The 16,909-nt window shown below is 33.6% G+C and carries 21 protein-coding genes and 1 pseudogene; 7 read left to right on the top strand and 15 right to left on the bottom strand.

Going from position 1 to position 16,909, the window contains the following annotated elements; genetic code table 11:
- Positions 1 to 53: 53 nt before the first annotated feature.
- On the top strand, positions 54 to 509 hold the full coding sequence (locus tag Q0C22_RS03135; protein ID WP_367172093.1) for a transposase: 456 nt from the start codon (positions 54 to 56) through the stop codon (positions 507 to 509).
- A 101-nt stretch (positions 510 to 610) separates the two neighbouring features.
- Here Q0C22_RS03135 and Q0C22_RS03130 read toward each other — a convergent pair whose 3' ends face one another.
- Genes Q0C22_RS03130 through Q0C22_RS03115 form a run of 4 tightly spaced genes read right to left on the bottom strand, consistent with a single transcriptional unit; the run spans position 611 to position 4,144 of the window.
- Positions 611 to 760, bottom strand: coding sequence for a hypothetical protein (locus Q0C22_RS03130; protein WP_291490613.1), 150 nt, complete (start codon positions 758 to 760; stop codon positions 611 to 613).
- A 32-nt stretch (positions 761 to 792) separates the two neighbouring features.
- A complete protein-coding gene (locus Q0C22_RS03125; protein WP_291490612.1) occupies positions 793 to 2,055 on the bottom strand; it encodes a hydroxyacid-oxoacid transhydrogenase in 1,263 nt (420 codons plus the stop codon).
- A 9-nt stretch (positions 2,056 to 2,064) separates the two neighbouring features.
- On the bottom strand, positions 2,065 to 3,357 hold the full coding sequence (locus Q0C22_RS03120) for an acetamidase/formamidase family protein (protein WP_291490611.1): 1,293 nt from the start codon (positions 3,355 to 3,357) through the stop codon (positions 2,065 to 2,067).
- Positions 3,358 to 3,370: 13 nt separating this feature from the next.
- The gene (locus tag Q0C22_RS03115; RefSeq protein ID WP_272978924.1) at positions 3,371 to 4,144 is read right to left on the bottom strand and encodes an N-acyl homoserine lactonase family protein; all 774 of its coding nucleotides are present in this window, start codon (positions 4,142 to 4,144) and stop codon (positions 3,371 to 3,373) included.
- 148 nt (positions 4,145 to 4,292) lie between these two features.
- On the opposite strand from Q0C22_RS03115, the gene Q0C22_RS03110 reads away from it, so the two are divergent.
- Genes Q0C22_RS03110 through xerA form a run of 3 tightly spaced genes read left to right on the top strand, consistent with a single transcriptional unit; the run spans position 4,293 to position 6,137 of the window.
- The gene (locus tag Q0C22_RS03110) at positions 4,293 to 4,853 is read left to right on the top strand and encodes an SIS domain-containing protein (RefSeq protein ID WP_291490610.1); all 561 of its coding nucleotides are present in this window, start codon (positions 4,293 to 4,295) and stop codon (positions 4,851 to 4,853) included.
- Positions 4,841 to 5,326: a D-glycero-beta-D-manno-heptose 1-phosphate adenylyltransferase gene (rfaE2, locus tag Q0C22_RS03105; protein WP_291490609.1), complete on the top strand. Its 486-nt coding sequence runs from the start codon at positions 4,841 to 4,843 to the stop codon at positions 5,324 to 5,326. The genes Q0C22_RS03110 and rfaE2 overlap by 13 nt, the downstream gene beginning before the upstream one ends.
- Positions 5,310 to 6,137 (top strand): site-specific tyrosine recombinase/integron integrase, encoded by an 828-nt coding sequence (gene xerA / locus Q0C22_RS03100; protein WP_291490608.1) that lies wholly within the window; start codon positions 5,310 to 5,312, stop codon positions 6,135 to 6,137. Before rfaE2 ends, xerA begins: the two co-directional genes overlap by 17 nt.
- A 1-nt stretch (position 6,138) precedes the next feature.
- Here xerA and Q0C22_RS03095 read toward each other — a convergent pair whose 3' ends face one another.
- Positions 6,139 to 6,798: a peroxiredoxin gene (locus Q0C22_RS03095; RefSeq protein ID WP_025392178.1), complete on the bottom strand. Its 660-nt coding sequence runs from the start codon at positions 6,796 to 6,798 to the stop codon at positions 6,139 to 6,141.
- Positions 6,799 to 6,930: 132 nt separating this feature from the next.
- Between Q0C22_RS03095 and Q0C22_RS03090 the strand changes: the two genes are divergently transcribed.
- Positions 6,931 to 7,575 (top strand): CBS and ACT domain-containing protein, encoded by a 645-nt coding sequence (locus Q0C22_RS03090; protein WP_291490607.1) that lies wholly within the window; start codon positions 6,931 to 6,933, stop codon positions 7,573 to 7,575.
- On the opposite strand, the gene surE is transcribed toward Q0C22_RS03090, so the two are convergent.
- The gene (gene surE / locus Q0C22_RS03085) at positions 7,572 to 8,318 is read right to left on the bottom strand and encodes a 5'/3'-nucleotidase SurE (protein ID WP_291490606.1); all 747 of its coding nucleotides are present in this window, start codon (positions 8,316 to 8,318) and stop codon (positions 7,572 to 7,574) included. The genes Q0C22_RS03090 and surE overlap by 4 nt on opposite strands.
- Before the next feature lie 108 nt (positions 8,319 to 8,426).
- Here surE and Q0C22_RS03080 point away from each other — a divergent pair, with 108 nt between their 5' ends.
- Together Q0C22_RS03080 and Q0C22_RS03075 are read left to right on the top strand one after the other, a co-directional pair.
- On the top strand, positions 8,427 to 9,575 hold the full coding sequence (locus Q0C22_RS03080; RefSeq protein WP_291490605.1) for a glycosyltransferase family 4 protein: 1,149 nt from the start codon (positions 8,427 to 8,429) through the stop codon (positions 9,573 to 9,575).
- Positions 9,547 to 10,155, top strand: a complete 609-nt coding sequence (locus Q0C22_RS03075) for a pyrimidine 5'-nucleotidase (RefSeq protein ID WP_291490604.1) — start codon at positions 9,547 to 9,549, stop codon at positions 10,153 to 10,155. The genes Q0C22_RS03080 and Q0C22_RS03075 overlap by 29 nt, the downstream gene beginning before the upstream one ends.
- Here Q0C22_RS03075 and speB read toward each other — a convergent pair.
- The 9 genes and pseudogenes from speB to Q0C22_RS03030 form a co-directional block, all read right to left on the bottom strand.
- Positions 10,150 to 10,977: an agmatinase gene (gene speB / locus Q0C22_RS03070; protein WP_291490603.1), complete on the bottom strand. Its 828-nt coding sequence runs from the start codon at positions 10,975 to 10,977 to the stop codon at positions 10,150 to 10,152. The two genes, Q0C22_RS03075 and speB, sit on opposite strands and share 6 nt — an antisense overlap.
- Positions 10,974 to 11,456 carry a pyruvoyl-dependent arginine decarboxylase gene (locus Q0C22_RS03065; protein WP_291490602.1) on the bottom strand — a complete coding sequence of 161 codons (483 nt, stop codon included), beginning with the start codon at positions 11,454 to 11,456 and terminating at the stop codon, positions 10,974 to 10,976. The genes speB and Q0C22_RS03065 overlap by 4 nt, the downstream gene beginning before the upstream one ends.
- A complete protein-coding gene (speD, locus tag Q0C22_RS03060; protein WP_291490601.1) occupies positions 11,453 to 11,851 on the bottom strand; it encodes an adenosylmethionine decarboxylase in 399 nt (132 codons plus the stop codon). The genes Q0C22_RS03065 and speD overlap by 4 nt, the downstream gene beginning before the upstream one ends.
- Positions 11,852 to 11,973: 122 nt before the next feature.
- Positions 11,974 to 12,489: a hypothetical protein gene (locus Q0C22_RS03055; RefSeq protein ID WP_291490600.1), complete on the bottom strand. Its 516-nt coding sequence runs from the start codon at positions 12,487 to 12,489 to the stop codon at positions 11,974 to 11,976.
- The gene (locus tag Q0C22_RS03050) at positions 12,486 to 13,163 is read right to left on the bottom strand and encodes a hypothetical protein (RefSeq protein ID WP_291490599.1); all 678 of its coding nucleotides are present in this window, start codon (positions 13,161 to 13,163) and stop codon (positions 12,486 to 12,488) included. Before Q0C22_RS03050 ends, Q0C22_RS03055 begins: the two co-directional genes overlap by 4 nt.
- Positions 13,153 to 13,560, bottom strand: a complete 408-nt coding sequence (locus Q0C22_RS03045; protein WP_291490598.1) for a PilW family protein — start codon at positions 13,558 to 13,560, stop codon at positions 13,153 to 13,155. Before Q0C22_RS03045 ends, Q0C22_RS03050 begins: the two co-directional genes overlap by 11 nt.
- The gene (locus Q0C22_RS03040; RefSeq protein WP_291490597.1) at positions 13,557 to 13,949 is read right to left on the bottom strand and encodes a prepilin-type N-terminal cleavage/methylation domain-containing protein; all 393 of its coding nucleotides are present in this window, start codon (positions 13,947 to 13,949) and stop codon (positions 13,557 to 13,559) included. The genes Q0C22_RS03045 and Q0C22_RS03040 overlap by 4 nt, the downstream gene beginning before the upstream one ends.
- Positions 13,950 to 14,089: 140 nt before the next feature.
- Positions 14,090 to 14,359, bottom strand: a complete 270-nt coding sequence (locus tag Q0C22_RS03035) for a Tfp pilus assembly protein FimT/FimU (RefSeq protein WP_291490596.1) — start codon at positions 14,357 to 14,359, stop codon at positions 14,090 to 14,092.
- Positions 14,356 to 16,909 (bottom strand): annotated as a pseudogene (locus tag Q0C22_RS03030) (PilC/PilY family type IV pilus protein); the annotation flags it as partial. The gene Q0C22_RS03035 and the pseudogene Q0C22_RS03030, both read right to left, overlap by 4 nt.

Genomic DNA, 16,909 nt, shown 5'->3' with positions numbered 1-16,909 from the left:
AAAATTTACAATAGCTACAGTATTTCCAAAAACAGAAAGTAAACCCTTGCATAATGCACCAAATAAAAAACTCTCAATACATCGTATCAAAAGATCGAAAAGATTTTATTAAAGACTTAAAGCTAGTCTACAAAACTTCCTCAAAAGAACAATCCGAGTTTAAACTCTCAAACATGGAAGCCAAATGGGTAAAGAAATACCATACGGTTATTAAATCCTGGAAAGACAAATGGGAGAATTTGTCAAACTACTCTAAATACCCCGATCAAATAAGGCGCATTGTGTATACAACAAACATCATAGAATTCGTCCACAGGCAGTTTAGAAAGCCTACAAAAACCAAAGGAGCTTTTCCAAGCCAGGACAATTTAATAAAACTGCTCTGGCTTGGAATACAAAAGCTATTCAAGAAATGGACAATGCCTATACTAAATTGGAGCCTAACTTTGTCCAAACTCTCAATACTTTTGGTGAAAGGATTGATAGATATGTGGGAATTAGTAAAATAATTGCGAAAACAAGCTGACACAGAAGTTTGGACAGTTCCATTTATTTTGAAGACAAAGGCAAAGCTTACAAACTAACCCTGCGACTATTCCAAAGAAAAGCGCTATGACTGTCCTTTAATTAGTCTTGGACTTGTAATACACCATAAGTTTCCAAATGTTTTTGCCATCATGATTTCTTCTTCGCTGCAAAATACTCTAGGATATTTAAATTCAGGCGTTAACATTTTGTAGTATTCTTTCGCTTCTGGCATAATATCCTCCTTTTAAAGCCAAACAGAGTAAGCTACCAATTCTTTAAGCTTTTTTTGTAAATCTCCCTTATATTTTCAATCTTTACCGGCCTTGGACTGCATACAAGAAGCCTTTGAACCTGCATAGCAGCCTGGGATAGTTCTTCTATGTCTTTTTCACTAAAGCCAACTGCTTCTATACCTGATGGAAAGTCAATATCTTTCATTAATTCCACAACAGCTTCTTTTGCCAGATAAGCACCTTCTATATCGCTTAAACCATCTGTGTTTTTGCCCATTAGCTGCGCAACCTTTTTTAGTTTAGATGCACTTGTTGGTATAATAAACTCAAGTGCAGCTGGTGCTGTAACGCATACCGATATACCATGCGGTAACTGATGGTTTCTTCCAGCTAAAGGATACGCAAGAGAATGCGGTATATGAACACCTGCGTTTCCAAATGCGCCACCTAAGTGAGCAGCTAAAAGCATATTGCTTCTTGCTTCTAAATCGTATGGGTTATGACAGGCTCTTCTTAGATATTTGCCAATAAGCTCAATGCTTTTTTCTACAAATAGATCCGAAACAGGGTTTGCACCAATATAGACTGGTCTTTTATCTGGAGAATCCGGTCTTATTCTTGCATAATATGGAAGAGCAGTATAAGCTTCTATTGAATGCAGCAACGCATCCATACCGGTAGATGCAGTATAGTAGCTAGAAAGTGTTACAGTTAAAACCGGGTCAAGCAAAGCTAAACTTGGCAGTAAATACTGATGGGATATACCTACTTTAAGTTTTTCCTTTTCTAAATCAACAATAGCAACAGGCGTATTTTCGCTACCTGTGCCTGCTGTTGTTGGAATTGCAATTAAAGGCTTAAGTGGTCCTGGTATGGTTTTGCCAAGACCTGTTGGTGGTGCTACATAATCTTTGAAGTCTTGCGTTGGGTATGTGGTGTAGAGGTTAAGCATTTTTGCTGTATCTATGGATGAGCCACCACCAACGCCGATAAATGCATCATACGTATTGCCTTTTATAGATTCGAGGCCTTTCATAAAAGCAGTGTCTATTGGTTCAACCGGAGAAGAGTCAAACACATCAAAACCAATACCAGCTTTTTCCAGGCTATCTTTTATAGTATTTAGTATATCTGTATTTTTGCTAATATTTTCATCTGTAACTATAAGAACCTTTTTTGCACCCATTCTTTTTACTTCATAGCCTACTTCACTTGCAACACCTTCACCAAACTTTACCTGAACATTTCTGACAGTAAAAACACTGTCATTAGGAGAAAAATAGGATAAATTCATTTTAACCTCCTAACTTTCGTATTTTTTGGAAACAATATCATATAAACCAGCGTTTTTTAACAAACTTATTGGTGCTAAAAAAGTAGCTGACACAGTACCTGGTAATCTACCTATTTCAATAGCACCTGTAATTGTGGCTCTATTTTTTACTTCAGGTATTGATATTCCTAAAACTTTAGACGCTCTTTGCAAAGCATTATCTGTTGCTTCATTTATGTTGGCACCACTTCCAACAAAAGAAATAGGCAAAGATTCTTCAAGTTCAACCATACCCCATATAGAAGCTAGTTTTTTTGCAATATCTTTCTCCTGGCATGAAAATGGTTTTGCTAAATAAGGTAAATCTTCAATATTAGGTAAAATAATTGGTCCTTCAAGTTCGACATTTTTTAAAATCTCAACTTGAGTTACAATAATACCGGATACATCTGTCGTGTGTCCTGCAATTTCACCATCACCTTGCATAGCGTGCATATCGCCAAAGTAAACTCCAGCACCATCGACTTTAACAGGTGCAATTACTATTGCGCCTTGCCTTACTTTATTAATATCCATATGACCATCTGTGCGTAAGGATAATTGTTCTTTTTCTATAGCATATTCATGCGGTGCGCCTATTAAAAATTGGCCAAAATCTCCAGCATTATGAGAATCTGGCATGGCAATAGCAGGAAGCGTACCAAGCTGACCCATAAACGGCCTTAAGCGAGCAGTTAATCCTGTTATGTCGGATTGCGCAAAAACAACAATTGGATTTTGTATAGAATTATCAGGTATTTGCATATAATTTTTTGCATCTTTTGCAGCAATTTCTGCAGCATTTTTGTTAAGTGTTATGCCTATCTTATAGTTTTCATCAAATGCTATTGTGTATCCATTTGTAAATTCAAAAGGAGCTATGCTCTCGCCGCATACTTTACATTTTATGGCATCTTTACCAATCCCATCTATATAGGTTTCTGGGTATAAAGTGTTGCATTTTGGACATTTAGCTGCAACAAAAGGATCACCTATAAATCTACCTTCAATAGCTTTTTCATTTCCAGATGAAGTCACAATTGAAGTAACCTTTATTGAATGAATTTTTATTGCAACGCTGTCACCTACTTTTGCACCTTCTATAAAAACAGGCTTTGTTACTTCATGACCACCTCTTATTGCTGGAGTTATCATTGGACCCCAACATCCCGGTGCAGTGTTTGCAATAATGTAACCACCATTTTGTAATGGACCAAGCATAGAAGCTTTTGGATCTAATATTCCATTTGTAAACTCATTAACAAATACAATTCTACCTGACATATGACCCTTCCTTTTACTCATAATATTCTGGTGCTAATTTTATTGTTTTAAAGAATTCAGGATCATGACCAAACCAGATCTCAGCATCTTCTGCTTTTGCAAGCTCACCCAGGGATTGTACAGAATATGCAGCATCTGCAAAGTTAAGTGCAAAGCCAGATGGTATGTTTTTTTCAAAGTTATCTTTCAAGTAAATAGAATCACCAGTAATAATTACGCTTTTGTGCTTTTTAAGTCTAACAAGAACACTTTGGTGTCCTGGAGTATGACCTGGCGTTGGAATAATAAATATTGCACCATTAAACATACTTCTGAAGCCTACAATAGGTTCCCACTTGATATTTGGATCTTTAATATCATTTTTGATATAGGCTGCATCCATTAATGGGTCAGGAAAAAATGCATACCTTAATTCGTTTAACTGGACAATTACTTTAGCGTTTGGGAAAAACCTTGTGCTTCCTGCATGATCTAGATGAAGGTGTGTTTGTATGATATAGGAAATATCTTCTGGTTTTATACCAAGTTTGGATAGTGCTACAACTGGCTGTTCTTCTTCTTTCATAACCGGGTAGTAAACATTGATAATATCACCCCATGTACCTTGCGGATCCTTTATGCAACCTGGAGATATTCCGGTATCTATAAGTACTTTTGTGCCATCTATATCAACCATAAAATATGGCACAGGAATATCAAAAGGCTCACCAATACCCGTGTTGAATAAAAACTTTTCTTTAGTGGATTTTAAAATTCCACTACTGAATGCATACAATTTAACACTCATTTAAACCTCCTTTTAAAGATACTTTTAAATTAAAATATACCATAATTAACTAATTTCAATAAAAGATACAAAATTAATAACTTTATAAACAAAAATACTTGACCTTGTTATAATTTTAAAATATGATACATTAAAAAAGGGAGTTGTTATGGATTTTGTAGAACTGTGTAATCAAACCGCGCAAAGATTTTTACAGTTACAAAATAGACAAAAGGAACTTGAAAATATTTCCACAGTTATATTTAATGCCTTAATCAATAACAATAAATTGTTGATTTTTGGCAATGGCGGTTCTGCAGCAGATGCACAACATATGGCAGCAGAACTTGTTGGTCGGTTTTTAAAAGAAAGAAAAGCCATAAGTGCAATTGCACTAACAACAGACACATCCATAATCACAAGCATTGCAAACGATTATAGTTTTGACAAAGTTTTTGAGCGTCAAATAGATGCTCTTGGTAAAAGAGGTGATATAGCCTTTGGTATATCAACAAGTGGTAACTCAAAAAATGTTTATTTAGCCATTAAAAAAGCAAACGAAATAGGTCTTACAACAATTGCGCTTTTAGGTAAAGATGGTGGTATAATAAAAGATATTGCCAAAATTAGCTTTATAGTTGACTCAAATTATACACCAACGATTCAGGAGTTGCATATCTTTATAATTCACAATATATGCAAAATCATAGAGGATTTATGGACAAAATAAAATCTTTCGAACAGATAAAAGAAATCATTGACAAACTAAAAGCCTTCAATAAAAAAATTGTTTTCACAAATGGCTGTTTTGATATTATTCACGCAGGTCATGTAAATTACCTTCAAAAAGCAAAGCAGTTAGGCGATATACTTGTTGTAGGTTTGAATTCAGACAAATCCGTTAAATCCATTAAAGGCGAAAAAAGACCAATTAACAACCAAGACGATAGAGCTTGCGTTTTAAGCGCATTTTATTTTGTTGACTATGTTGTAATTTTTGATCAAGACACACCATACGAACTAATCAAGATTATCCAACCAGATATTCTGGCAAAAGGCGCAGACTGGGAAGGCAAAAACATAGTAGGTAAAGATATCGTAGAAAAATCAAACGGTAAAGTAGTATTGATTGACTATTTAGAAGGCAAATCAACAACATCAATTATAGATAAAATTATTGAAAATTATGGATGTATTAAGTAAGTTTTTAGATTTTTTACTAATTAACTACCAATCTAAACATACAGTAAATTCGTACTTTATAGATGTTTGTCAATTCATTGAATACAAAAAGACCTATATTGTAAGCGAACAAGACATAAATACCTATATACTATTTTTAAGTAAAAGCAAAAAAAGTCCGCTAACTATAAAAAGAAAACTATCTGCATTAAGTGTTTTTTATGATTTTTTAAAAAGAAGTGGAATTTACAACTTTAATCTTAGTGGTATTGTAAGACCAAAATCACCAAAATCTCTTCCAAAATTTTTGGATATAGACGAAACAATTGTATTTTTAGAAAAAATAAATTCACTTCGCGACAAAGCTATTATTTCTTTACTTTATTCAAGCGCACTTAGAGTTTCCGAGCTTGTAAATTTAAACATTGAAGACATTAATTTTTCAAACAAAGCAATCGTAATAACAAGAAAAGGTAACAAACAAATGAGCGTTCCTGTAAGTCCAAAAACTATTGATATATTAAAAAATTATATAGGTGATAGATTCAATGGTCCTATATTTTTAAACAAATCAGGACACAGATTAACGACACGCTCTATTGAAAATATCGTAAAAAAGTATGCAAGAAAATCACTTTTAAAAGATATATCTCCTCATGCATTAAGACACTCTCGAGCTACTCATTTATTAAATAATGGAATGGATTTGAGGATCCTGCAACGTTTTTTAGGACACTCGTCAATACTTGCAACGCAAGTTTATACGCATCTTTCGCTGCAGGATCTTATCAAAGCCTATGATGCATTTCATCCTTTAAACAAAAACGATTGAATCATTTTTTAAAGCATAAATACCAATCTATGCATTGGTAATTTTCATTTAGTCTTTGTTTTGCACCTTCTACGGTAAGTGGCGCTCCAACAATAACTTTTTCTTCGCTAAATTCCCAGGTTTGTTTGGAACTTACCCAATTTGCAGGTGTGGCAACTTTATCAGAATCGGTTTTTTGCAAAGCTTCAAGAAGTCTGATAATTTCTTTAATGTTTCGACCGTTTGTTAATGGATAATACAAAATAGCCCTAATAATACCTTCTGGATCAATAAAAAATACAGCTCTAACAGTAGCTGATGCACTTGCTTTTGGATGCAGCATCCCATACAGTGAGGCTACTTTACCCATTGGGTCACCTACCACAGCAAACTGTATTTTTTCATTCGCTTTTTCTTCGATGTTCATTATCCAGGAAATATGGGAATAAATTGAGTCCACAGAAAGCCCTAAAATTTCGCAGTTTCTTTTTTTAAACTCCTCGTACTCTTTATTGAAAGCAATAAATTCTGTTGTACAAACAGGTGTATAATCGGCAGGATGAGAAAAAAATACAACCCACTTTCCTTTAAAATCATCAGGAAAATTGATAGAACCTTTTGTTGTTTGTGCTTGAAATTCGGGTGCTTTTTCACCTATTAACGGTAATCTTTGCTCGTCCATATAAACCTCCTTAAAATAATTATCTTTTTTATTATTTTATTTATACATCTGTTTTATTTATATGTCAAGTAAAATTTTACTTGATATTTTCCAAAAATTAAGTTATTTTAATAAAAAAATGGAGGTAGCAAAATGTTTGTAAGAGATTTTATGACAAAAAAAGTTATAACCGCACAGATTGATGAAAAAGTAAGCGATGCCATTACAAAAATGAAAGAAAACAAAATAAAACATCTACCTATTATGGATAATGATAAAATATTTGGTATTGTGTCAATTAAAGAAATAGAAGAATATTCTCCATCTAAAGCAACATCTCTTGATATATTTGAACTTCACTACTTACTATCTAAAATGACTTTGAAAGAAATTGCAAGAAGAGATGTTATAACAATAACTCCTGATGTAGCAATTGAAGAAGCTGGTGCAATAATGTACAAAAATAGAATTGGTGCCCTGCCAGTTTTAGAAAATAACAAGCTTGTAGGTATTATATCAGATAGAGATATTTTTAAACTACTCATAAGCATCACTGCTGCTCAATCAAAAGGTATTAGAATATACACACAAATATCTGATACCGCAGGAACTATTGCCGAGATTACAAATATTATTAGCAAATTCAACACAAAAGTTCACGCCATTTTTACTTGTTATGAAAATGCACCAAAAGAAAAAAGAAACGTTGTTATAAGGGCTACAGATGTATCTGATCTTAACGAATTAGAAAGTCAATTAACTAAAAAATATGGATCTGTGCTAATTCAAAAATTTTAATTTATTTGCATAAGTTTTTCCAAAAGCGCATAATTTGTCAAATCGGCTTTTATTGGTGTAATGGATACATAGTTGTTTTCTAGTGCCCAAAAATCAGTATTCTCAGAATTATTTGTTTTAATTAAATGACCGCCTATCCAAAAATAAGAGTTTTTTCTTGGATCCTGCCGTTTAATAATATTTTCTTGATATACACGAGAACCCTGTTTGGTAAATTTTATACCTTTTATTTGATCCAATGGTTTATTTGGCACATTAACATTTAAAATTGTATTTCCATTTAGGTCTATACTTTTAATTATTTTTATAACTTTTTCAGCATAAAAAAAAGCACTGTCAAAATATTTTGGTTCATCATCAATACATGCAAGGCTTATAGCAAAAGATTTTATACCAAGTAATCTTGCTTCAAATGCTGCTGCAACAGTACCAGAATATATTACATCTTCACCTAAATTTGCACCATCATTTACACCAGAAATTACCAGATCAGGCAAATTATCTTTATATAAATATCTGATTGCCATTAAAACACTGTCTGCTGGCGTACCATCAATAACATGTACATTTTGCTGTACTCTTCTTAGCCTAAGGGGTCTGTGTAGAGTAAGAGAATGACTTGAGCTGCTTCTATTTCTATCTGTAGTTACTACAAAAACTTCGTTGTTTTTTGATAAATATTCCTTTAATTTACTTATACCCTCGCTAAAAAAGCCGTCATCGTTTGTTAATAGTATTTTCATAAACAAACCCTTTGCATAACCTCTTATAATAATAATTTGCTTTATTGTCAAGAAAAATCTTGTACTCACCTTTAAAATACAAAAAAATATGTTATAATAAAATGATATATGAAAAAAGTTTTGCTTGTATACAAAAAATTATCAAACTATGGTGGTACAGAACGCTATATTGTATATACAGCAAAAAAACTTATTGAAAAAGGTTACAGCGTAAAGATTTTAACTTCGCAAATAAATGGCATAGATACATCAAAATTTGATATAAAGATATTAAAAGTCCCCCACTGGCCAAGCTGGCTAAAACTTGTAAGCTTTGCTGTTGCAAGCTACATTTATGCAAAAAAAGCTAAAAAAGACAATTATATTTCTTATTGTTTTGGTAACAGCATCGGATGTGACATTTTAAGAGTAAGTGGTGGTGCCCATAAGTTTTATGTAAAACAAGCCTATTTAAGGCATACAAGCAAATTGTCATTAATGCTAGCTAAATTAAAACGGAACACTTCTTTATATCACTTTTTTTTACTGTATATTCAAAAAAAAGCCTTTACTAACAAAAATACAAAGTATTTTATTGTTCCTTCTGAATTGGTCAAAAACCAACTGGTGCAAGGATACAATGTTGACAGCTCAAAAATTGTTATCCAATATAATAAAATTGATTTAAGTAAGTATAATTCACAAAATAAAAATAAAGCTTTTTTACAAGCATTAAATCTAAATCCTGACAAATTTTATTTTTTATATGTATCTACAAACTTTTGGCTTAAAGGTTTTTTTTACCTTTTGGAAGCTTTTAGTATTGCAAGCAAAGACAGCAAATTTTTTGAAAAAGCTCACTTAATAGCTGTAGGTCAAGACAATATAAAAAAATTTCAAACAAAAGCAAAAAATATCAAATTAGATCATAAAGTATCATTTTTTGGCAAAAGAAACGATTTAGAAAACTTTTATAAATCCTCTGACTGTTTTGTTTATCCAAGTTTATATGATAGTGCAGGATTTGTAATAGAAGAAGCGCTTGCCTGCGGTTTACCCACTATTGCAAGCAAATTTGCAGGCTACAGTGAGCTTGTAGAAAAATCTAAAGCTGGTGTTGTCATAGATCCTACAAATCTTAAACAATTTTCAAAAGCGCTACTGGATTTTTTCTACAAGAAAAACGATGAACTTGAGTTAATGTCTTGTAATGCATCAAACTTTATGTTACAATTAAATAAATTAGAAAATGAAGACATTTTTGATAGATTTAGATAAAACTCTATACAAACCCCAAACTGGAGTATTTGACAATATAAACAAAAATATTAAAAAATTTATGATGCAATATTTAAATATGGAAGAAGAGTTTATAGAACATTTAAGATCTTTTTATGTAAAAACCTACGGTTCTACGCTTATGGGGTTAATCAAAAATTACAACATTGATCCTTATTTTTTTTTAGAATATGCACATAATGTAGATTTATCTTCTATCAAACCAAATAATAATTTGAAAGAAAAACTTAAAAAAATAAATGGCAAAAAAATCATATTTACAAGTGCACCCAAAAAGCATGCTTTAAATGTTTTAGAGCGCCTGGAAATACTTAATGAATTTAATGACATCTTTGATATAATAGAAGCTGACTTTATAGCAAAACCAAATAAAGCACCTTACATTAAAATTATTAAAAAATTTCCTTCTTTGTTTTATACAATGATCGATGATATGGAACAAAATTTAATTACAGCAAAAAAGTTTAAATTTAAAACAGTACTTGTTAATACTAAAAAGTCTGAATATGTAGATTTATGTGTCGAATGCTTTGAAGAAATACCTGTTGAGTTTTTATAAAAAGCATAGTACTTCTCTAACTACACTTGCTGCAACAATTGAAGAAACCCCGCTTGTGTCATATTGCGGAGATAGCTCGACTATATCGCAACCAACAATGTTTAAAACGCTAAGTTTTTTGAGACAATCAATTAGTTCTTTGTAGGTAACACCACCTGGCTCAGGTGTACCTGTACCTGGAAAAATTGATGGGTCTAATACATCTAAATCTATTGTTAAATAAACCGGCTTTGTGCCAATTTTTTCCACAAATTCTTGAATTTTATCAAAATTAAACAGGCATAAGTTTTCTTTTCTATATGGAAGGTTTAGATCTGTGCTATTTAGACTTCTAATCCCAAGCTGGTAAACATTTTCAAAACCCACTATTTCGCAAACACGCCTAATTACACTGGCATGAGATAATTTTTCTGAGCGATAAGAATCTATTAAGTCACTATGAGCATCTAAGTGTACAATGGTAAGATTATCGTATTTATTTACAAATGTTTTAATTAAGGGTAAGCTTATTAAATGTTCCCCACCAATTGATAAGAGCTTTTTCTTGTTTTTAATAAGCTTGTAGGAGAATTTTTCTATAATATCAAGGACAAGCTGTTTATCTCCAAATGGCAAAGGCATATCGCCCATATCACAAATTTTTTTTTCTCTTAAATCTTTATCAAAATATGGCGAGTAAGATTCTATACCGTATGAATTTTCCCTTATTGCGTTTGGAGCAAACCTTGAACCTGGCCTAAAAGAGGATGTGCCATCATAAGGCACACCCACAATAACAATTTGTGCTTTTTCAAAACTTGAATTTGCACAATAATAATTCATTTCCACCACAATACAACGCAGGCAAAAGCACAACCATATTTTTCAACTGTATGTTCGGCAGAAATACTGACAATTTTTTCTATTTCGTAACCTCTTTTATCCATTCCCCATTTTGCCATTTCAATAACAACCCTTTCTGCTTCGATCTTTGAGATATCGTAGTTTTCATATTCCATAATAAGACCGTTTTTTGTTTTATCTTTAGGTATTGCTGCTGCAACAGCTGCAGCAATTTTCTGTCCTTTTTTGTCAGATACAATAGATGCATAAGCAACGGGCACTAATGCACCCAATGGAAGCTTAATTTCTTCTTGATACTCGCAGTTTGGCGGCAAAATTGAGCTCATTTTTACAAGATTAGTATTACCTATACCACTTTCAAGTAAAGCCACATCAAATGCATTCAATAAAGTCAAACCTTCTGCATTTGAAGAAGAAAGCTTATAAATATTTGGGACACTTGAAAATACATCTATCATTGCTCTACCACCAAATTACATTGAGCTTTGTAAGTAAAATGTTCTAAGTCGAGGACACCTCTTAAAACCTCTTGCTCTTTCGTATAAAGTGGTTTGAGCAAATTTTTAAGATACTCATGCGCTTTCCATGGATCCGCAGAATCTCCACATGTAAAAAAGTCAATTGCTGCATAACCGTATTCTGGCCATGTATGGATCGCCAGGTGGGATTCAGCAATTATAACAATACCGCTTACGCCAAAAGGCTGGAAAGTACGAAAAGAAGAAGAAATGACAGTAGCATTTGCAGCTTTTGCTGCGTCGTTCAAATACTTTTCCAAAGATACAACATCATTTAAAATATCCCTATCGCAGCTAAAGTACTCCGCTAAAATATGCCTCCCGAGTGCCTTCACCCATGTGCCCTCCTTAAAACATAAAATTTTTTCATTAAAACAAGCTAGCCTTTAAAACGCTAGCAGCCTTTTTTAGCATTTATTGAAAAAAATGTCAATACTTTTTTAAAAATTTTACAAAATTACTGACCAAGCGCGTAAACAAAATCAAGACCAGATTTATCAAGCCTTGTAGAATTTGTTGCATCTACAGAAACTGAATAATAATATTTTGCAGGACTTGAAGATGCAGCACAGGGTGACACAATTGTTGTTGATGTTATAGTAACATTTACAGTGTAATAATCACCGCTTGCATTAATCTTGCCAAAATGTATAACAAGGTCTGGGTTAGAATTTAAACAGTTACCCCAATACTGTATTGGATTTTCTCTTTTTGTTCTAAAGCATGTTTGGTCATTTATTTTGTAAGAATTATCTGGTAAACTTGGGTTTTGTCCCCAATATAGAGTATCTATCATAACCTCAGCACCGCCAATTGCAGCATCGTGAGCATTTGCGTATTGCTTATAATACCCACTCATTTTTGTCCCAGAAATAACAAGCCACATTAATGCACTAATTAGAGTCAATGCCATAAAACTAAGCAGTATCGCCACAATTAATGCTATACCTTCTTGATTTCTCAAATCTTTCATTGTACTAAATTCCTCGGTACTATTGATAAATTAATTGTTTTCCACTGGTAATGTACTTGATTGCCAGATGGTGTAAAAGTGCTCAAAACACCCGTATCGCTATCGCCAAGACTGATTGTTTTAGAATTTGTATATTCTTGGTTAAACTTTCCAGATTGCTGGAGTATAAATATTCTTATTTCTTGAGCGTTTTGAGCATCAATTTGGCTACCAAGAGGTTTTTTGCTTGTATACCAATTATTGCCGCTTTTAATTGCAACCTGAAAATCCTTAACACAATCCAAAAGCGGCTGTTTGTTTATTGCACCATTTGATTGGTTTATGGTAGCTCTGTATAATTCATAAGTTGAAGGCTCGCAAAATTTTGGCAAATTAGTATTATCCAAAAAATAATCCACCCTGTTAAAAGGCATGCGAAGTGTAGTGTCTGAATCAACACCATACACAATATACGTGTAATCAGATGGCGGTATATTGGCATTTGATGGAAGCGTATTAAGTTTAAAGTAATGCAATCCGCTTGATTTTGCATATAAGTCTTTGTTGTGTAAAATTATCACATAATCGTTATCATCGCTTGTTCCTTTTGTAAAATGATAATCGCTTTCGCTTTTTGGCCAGCTTAAATCATCACTATAACCCTGTATTTGCCAGTTTGTGCCATCATAATACATAACGCTCCACTTTTTTGAAGCGGAATTTATATTGGCCATTGTTGAGCGTATAACTAAAATAAGAAGCATTATTATATGTACCAATTTGTACTGGCCAGGGCACACCAGGCGCATTATTGTAATTCTTGGCTGGGCTTGAGGCTGCTTCGGCATAGTTGCTTGAGCTAACTGTTGATGGTATGCTCTGGGTTAGGCCGTATCCTGCCATCTCGCAATCGTATCTTAGTAAATCAATACCCATTAATGTATTAATCTGGGATTTTTGTGTGCTTGAGTGATAAAACGATAACTTCAAAACTTTGACAAAAGTATAATAACCTATTGCTAAAGCCACCATAACTATAAATAGCGTAACAATAATCTCTAAAAGCGTAAAACCCTTTTTATTGTGATTCATTGTTTCCTCACTACAATAACTCTTGTTGTGTGCTCTAATTTACCTTTATAATTCCAACTAAAATTAGCAATACATATGGTATTTGAAGTTTGGTCTTGTTTTGTAGTTTGTATTGTATAGCTTGGGATATACTTTGATATAGTTGAGTTTGTAATATTTATATTTGTTGAATTAGTGTAATCATCGCAAAGTGCTATATTTGATTCAATTTCATTGCGTTTTTGATCAATGATTTTTAGCAAAGAATTTCTTACTTCATTTTGACTTTCTACATTCATTGCCAGGTTTAGTGCACCTAAAAGCCCAATTAGAGCAATCAAAATTATAAACAGGGCAATTATGGCTTCTATCAAAGAAAAGCCACTTTTACTGCGTGCAGCTTGTGCCATTGTATACTCCTGATATTATTCTTGTAAAAGATACGCTTGTTCAGTTTGGGTTATTGCTTTCAACAGTATATACGCTTACTGGTGTAGGATATCCAAGCGGGTAAAATATTATTGTTGAGTTGGCTGGGTTTGTAGAACAACTATACTTTTAAATTTATTGGTCCTTTAATAATTTTGTTGTTTGTAGAATCCCTAATTGTGTAATTATTTGCAGTAAAATCTACCTCTACCTGCACTTTGCGAGTAAAAGCATAAGTTTTTGACCAATCTAAATCTGATTCAATCTGGTTAAACTGACTTGTAATCTCGAAGCTTTTCATGTATTTATTAAAACTTGGTATAGCAATAGCAAGTACTATAGCCAAAATTGATATAGTTACAATAACCTCAAGCAATGTAAAAGCTTTCACTTCTCCAACCACTGAATAATAATACCTTTATTTGTCCCAGCTGGGACTTGCGTTGGTTTTTTAACTGCTGGTATATCGGTATATGTGCCAATAATTCCTGTTGTATTAGAAGTATTTGCACTTGCTGAATACAAGCCTCCAGAAGATGTAGATATAATATAGCTTTGTCCGCTTGTATTTGGTGCACCAATACCACAAGATAAAGACCACACTCTGGTTTGTCCGCCATAACCACTAATGCATAAAGATTTAGAAGTATTTCCACCGCCTGATGGTATTGCTGTTGTAAATGTTACAGAATTTGAATCTGCTACAGGATCACTAATATCTCTTTCTCCCAATTTTGCATCAAGTGGTACATACCATGAAAAACCTGGTACATAAGATTTTCCTATTTGATCAGACGGTGTAATTTTTGTTAAACTAACAGCACAACTTTCTGAATTTATACAGCTTGTCACATCAGCACCAAAGATGTTTTCATTTGGACTTGTAATGCCATCTGTGGCTTTAAAGTATCTACCTGTACCAAAATATATGTACTGTCTGCTATTTTGGCACTTTGATGTTGCAACCTGAGCAGTAACTGGTCCAATATTCATACTTAAATTAACTGGCACAATCTTCCACTTTGTGTAGTCAGCATTCTCAAAAGTATTAAGCAAAAACACTTTGCCATACCAATTACCACTGCTATCTTTATAGGATATGCCAAATGGTATTGAGGCAGTTAAGCTATTTGAATTATCAACCACACCACCAGTAAACAATCTTCCACCAAAAGCATTATTATAAGTTGAACCACCAAAATCTGTAATGGTTTGCAATAAATTACCAGAAAGCAAATCCAGTATAAACGCTTTCAAAAACTGGCTTGATGAGCCATCATAATCGGTTGGACCGGATAAAAACATTACAAAATACTTATTTTCTTTCCCATCATATTCTTTTATTATAGCAGGTCCAGAATAGCTAAAACCTAAACTTACGTCGCTAAACTCCCACAACAAACTCGGTTTTTTTGGGTCTGTAACATCAATTGCGTAATATGACGAATAACCTGCACCGTTTGCATCAGCTGGTGGATTTACACAACCGCCAAGCCTCATACCTCCAATAAGTATAGTTTTTATACCGCTTGATGTAAAAACTCTAAACAAAAAAGGTTCTAAATCATTAAAATATATATGTTTGCTTGCATCATAGTTTGGATCTGCTAAGTATTTTAAATACGGCAAGGAATTTTTTGGTATAAATGCCCAAAGCTCACTGCCAACCTTATCATTTCCATCTGTGCAAGTTATGTTTCCTTGGGTATCTGTTGTAAATTTATCATCATTGCAAAGTTTTACTATCGTATCTTTTTGGTAGGTATTTATGGGCTGCCCCATCAGAAACGCATGCAGCATACCGTCGTTTGCACCAGCAAATATAACATTGTAGGTTTTTGAAGCGTCGGTATCATTAACTGTCTGCATAACAGCTGGAGACGAATATACAATATCACCAAGCTTCCAGACGCCTGTTGTACCACTTTGAGTAACGGTGCGATTTCTTGCGCCACTTATGTCTGTGCCTCGTATGTAGTTTATTAAATTAGTATCTTTATTTGAGCTACCCAGGTAGTCTGGCAAATTGCCAAAATAAGGACTTATTTTATTAAGATTAACACTACTAAAGTCTATTAAAGTTTTGCCATCAACTGTCGTATAAATAGTCCTTTTGTCTGGGCTTGTACTAAGCAAAACCACGCCTGATTCAAATATTGGCGTGTTGTTGTCAAACACACTTGATGGGTTTGTGCCAAAAGTTATTGTAGGGTCTGTCGTGTCAAGCTGTTTGTTGCCATTGTCTGCTTTTAGCACAGGCACAGAACCAGGGCTCTGGTATAGCCACCATGCATATAACTTTCCTACCCAAGAAAGTGTATTACCATTATCAAATGTTTTTTGGGGCCAAAATACAGATTGCAAAACAATAGAGCCCTGATTGCTTGAACTTGCAATGGCTGCGGATGAGCCGGATGAAACATTTTTTGCTATATCTTCAAATATTGCAGCAAGGCTGTTTTTTAGCTCAAGTGCATTGTTTGCACTAAAGGCTGTTGGAGGGTTTGTTTGAGTTGGATCCGGGTTTGGCGTGTAGCAGTAGCTGCCGTATGCACCATAATAGCCATAATCTGTATTTGAGCAACTATCATCGCAATTTGAACAATTAGTAGGATACGTAGCAAAATTATTTGACCCGTAAAGTGAAACATTCTTTAGTGCATTAAAACCACAAGCACCGCTTCCGGTGCTTAAAAACATACCCACACTGTAGACTCTGTTTATCTTAAAATCTGTGTTATTTAGCATCCTTTTAAATTTATTGTGCATATACCATGCAGGCTTTAGTGGATCACCACCTGTATTCCAATCACCATCAGACATCAAAATTACATAGTTATTGGCGCACTCTGCAGAGCAAAAATCACAGTTTTTTGTTATACAGTCTTGGTTGCAGGGCTGATACATAGGATCCTTCCATGTACCCTGGCCATAGCTGAAA

Source organism: Desulfurella sp. (assembly GCF_023256235.1).
Taxonomy (GTDB): Bacteria; Campylobacterota_A; Desulfurellia; order Desulfurellales; family Desulfurellaceae; genus Desulfurella.
This window is presented reverse-complemented; position numbering and strand designations above follow the sequence as displayed.

What these genes read in the sequence shown, in the direction of transcription:
- Q0C22_RS03055 (WP_291490600.1), bottom strand. Translation starts at nt 12,489, where the DNA reads ATGAAAGATTTGAGAAATCAAGAAGGTATAGCATTAATTGTGGCGATA.
- Q0C22_RS03120 (WP_291490611.1), bottom strand. Translation starts at nt 3,357, where the DNA reads ATGTCAGGTAGAATTGTATTTGTTAATGAGTTTACAAATGGAATATTA.
- Q0C22_RS03135 (WP_367172093.1), top strand. Translation starts at nt 54, where the DNA reads ATGCACCAAATAAAAAACTCTCAATACATCGTATCAAAAGATCGAAAA.
- Q0C22_RS03090 (WP_291490607.1), top strand. Translation starts at nt 6,931, where the DNA reads ATGTTTGTAAGAGATTTTATGACAAAAAAAGTTATAACCGCACAGATT.
- Q0C22_RS03125 (WP_291490612.1), bottom strand. Translation starts at nt 2,055, where the DNA reads ATGAATTTATCCTATTTTTCTCCTAATGACAGTGTTTTTACTGTCAGA.
- rfaE2 (WP_291490609.1), top strand. Translation starts at nt 4,841, where the DNA reads ATGGACAAAATAAAATCTTTCGAACAGATAAAAGAAATCATTGACAAA.
- Q0C22_RS03080 (WP_291490605.1), top strand. Translation starts at nt 8,427, where the DNA reads ATGAAAAAAGTTTTGCTTGTATACAAAAAATTATCAAACTATGGTGGT.
- Q0C22_RS03050 (WP_291490599.1), bottom strand. Translation starts at nt 13,163, where the DNA reads ATGTATTATGATGGCACAAACTGGCAAATACAGGGTTATAGTGATGAT.
- Q0C22_RS03130 (WP_291490613.1), bottom strand. Translation starts at nt 760, where the DNA reads ATGCCAGAAGCGAAAGAATACTACAAAATGTTAACGCCTGAATTTAAA.
- Q0C22_RS03045 (WP_291490598.1), bottom strand. Translation starts at nt 13,560, where the DNA reads ATGAATCACAATAAAAAGGGTTTTACGCTTTTAGAGATTATTGTTACG.
- surE (WP_291490606.1), bottom strand. Translation starts at nt 8,318, where the DNA reads ATGAAAATACTATTAACAAACGATGACGGCTTTTTTAGCGAGGGTATA.
- Q0C22_RS03040 (WP_291490597.1), bottom strand. Translation starts at nt 13,949, where the DNA reads ATGGCACAAGCTGCACGCAGTAAAAGTGGCTTTTCTTTGATAGAAGCC.
- Q0C22_RS03075 (WP_291490604.1), top strand. Translation starts at nt 9,547, where the DNA reads ATGAAGACATTTTTGATAGATTTAGATAAAACTCTATACAAACCCCAA.
- speB (WP_291490603.1), bottom strand. Translation starts at nt 10,977, where the DNA reads ATGAATTATTATTGTGCAAATTCAAGTTTTGAAAAAGCACAAATTGTT.
- Q0C22_RS03115 (WP_272978924.1), bottom strand. Translation starts at nt 4,144, where the DNA reads ATGAGTGTTAAATTGTATGCATTCAGTAGTGGAATTTTAAAATCCACT.
- Q0C22_RS03110 (WP_291490610.1), top strand. Translation starts at nt 4,293, where the DNA reads ATGGATTTTGTAGAACTGTGTAATCAAACCGCGCAAAGATTTTTACAG.
- Q0C22_RS03065 (WP_291490602.1), bottom strand. Translation starts at nt 11,456, where the DNA reads ATGATAGATGTATTTTCAAGTGTCCCAAATATTTATAAGCTTTCTTCT.
- xerA (WP_291490608.1), top strand. Translation starts at nt 5,310, where the DNA reads ATGGATGTATTAAGTAAGTTTTTAGATTTTTTACTAATTAACTACCAA.
- Q0C22_RS03095 (WP_025392178.1), bottom strand. Translation starts at nt 6,798, where the DNA reads ATGGACGAGCAAAGATTACCGTTAATAGGTGAAAAAGCACCCGAATTT.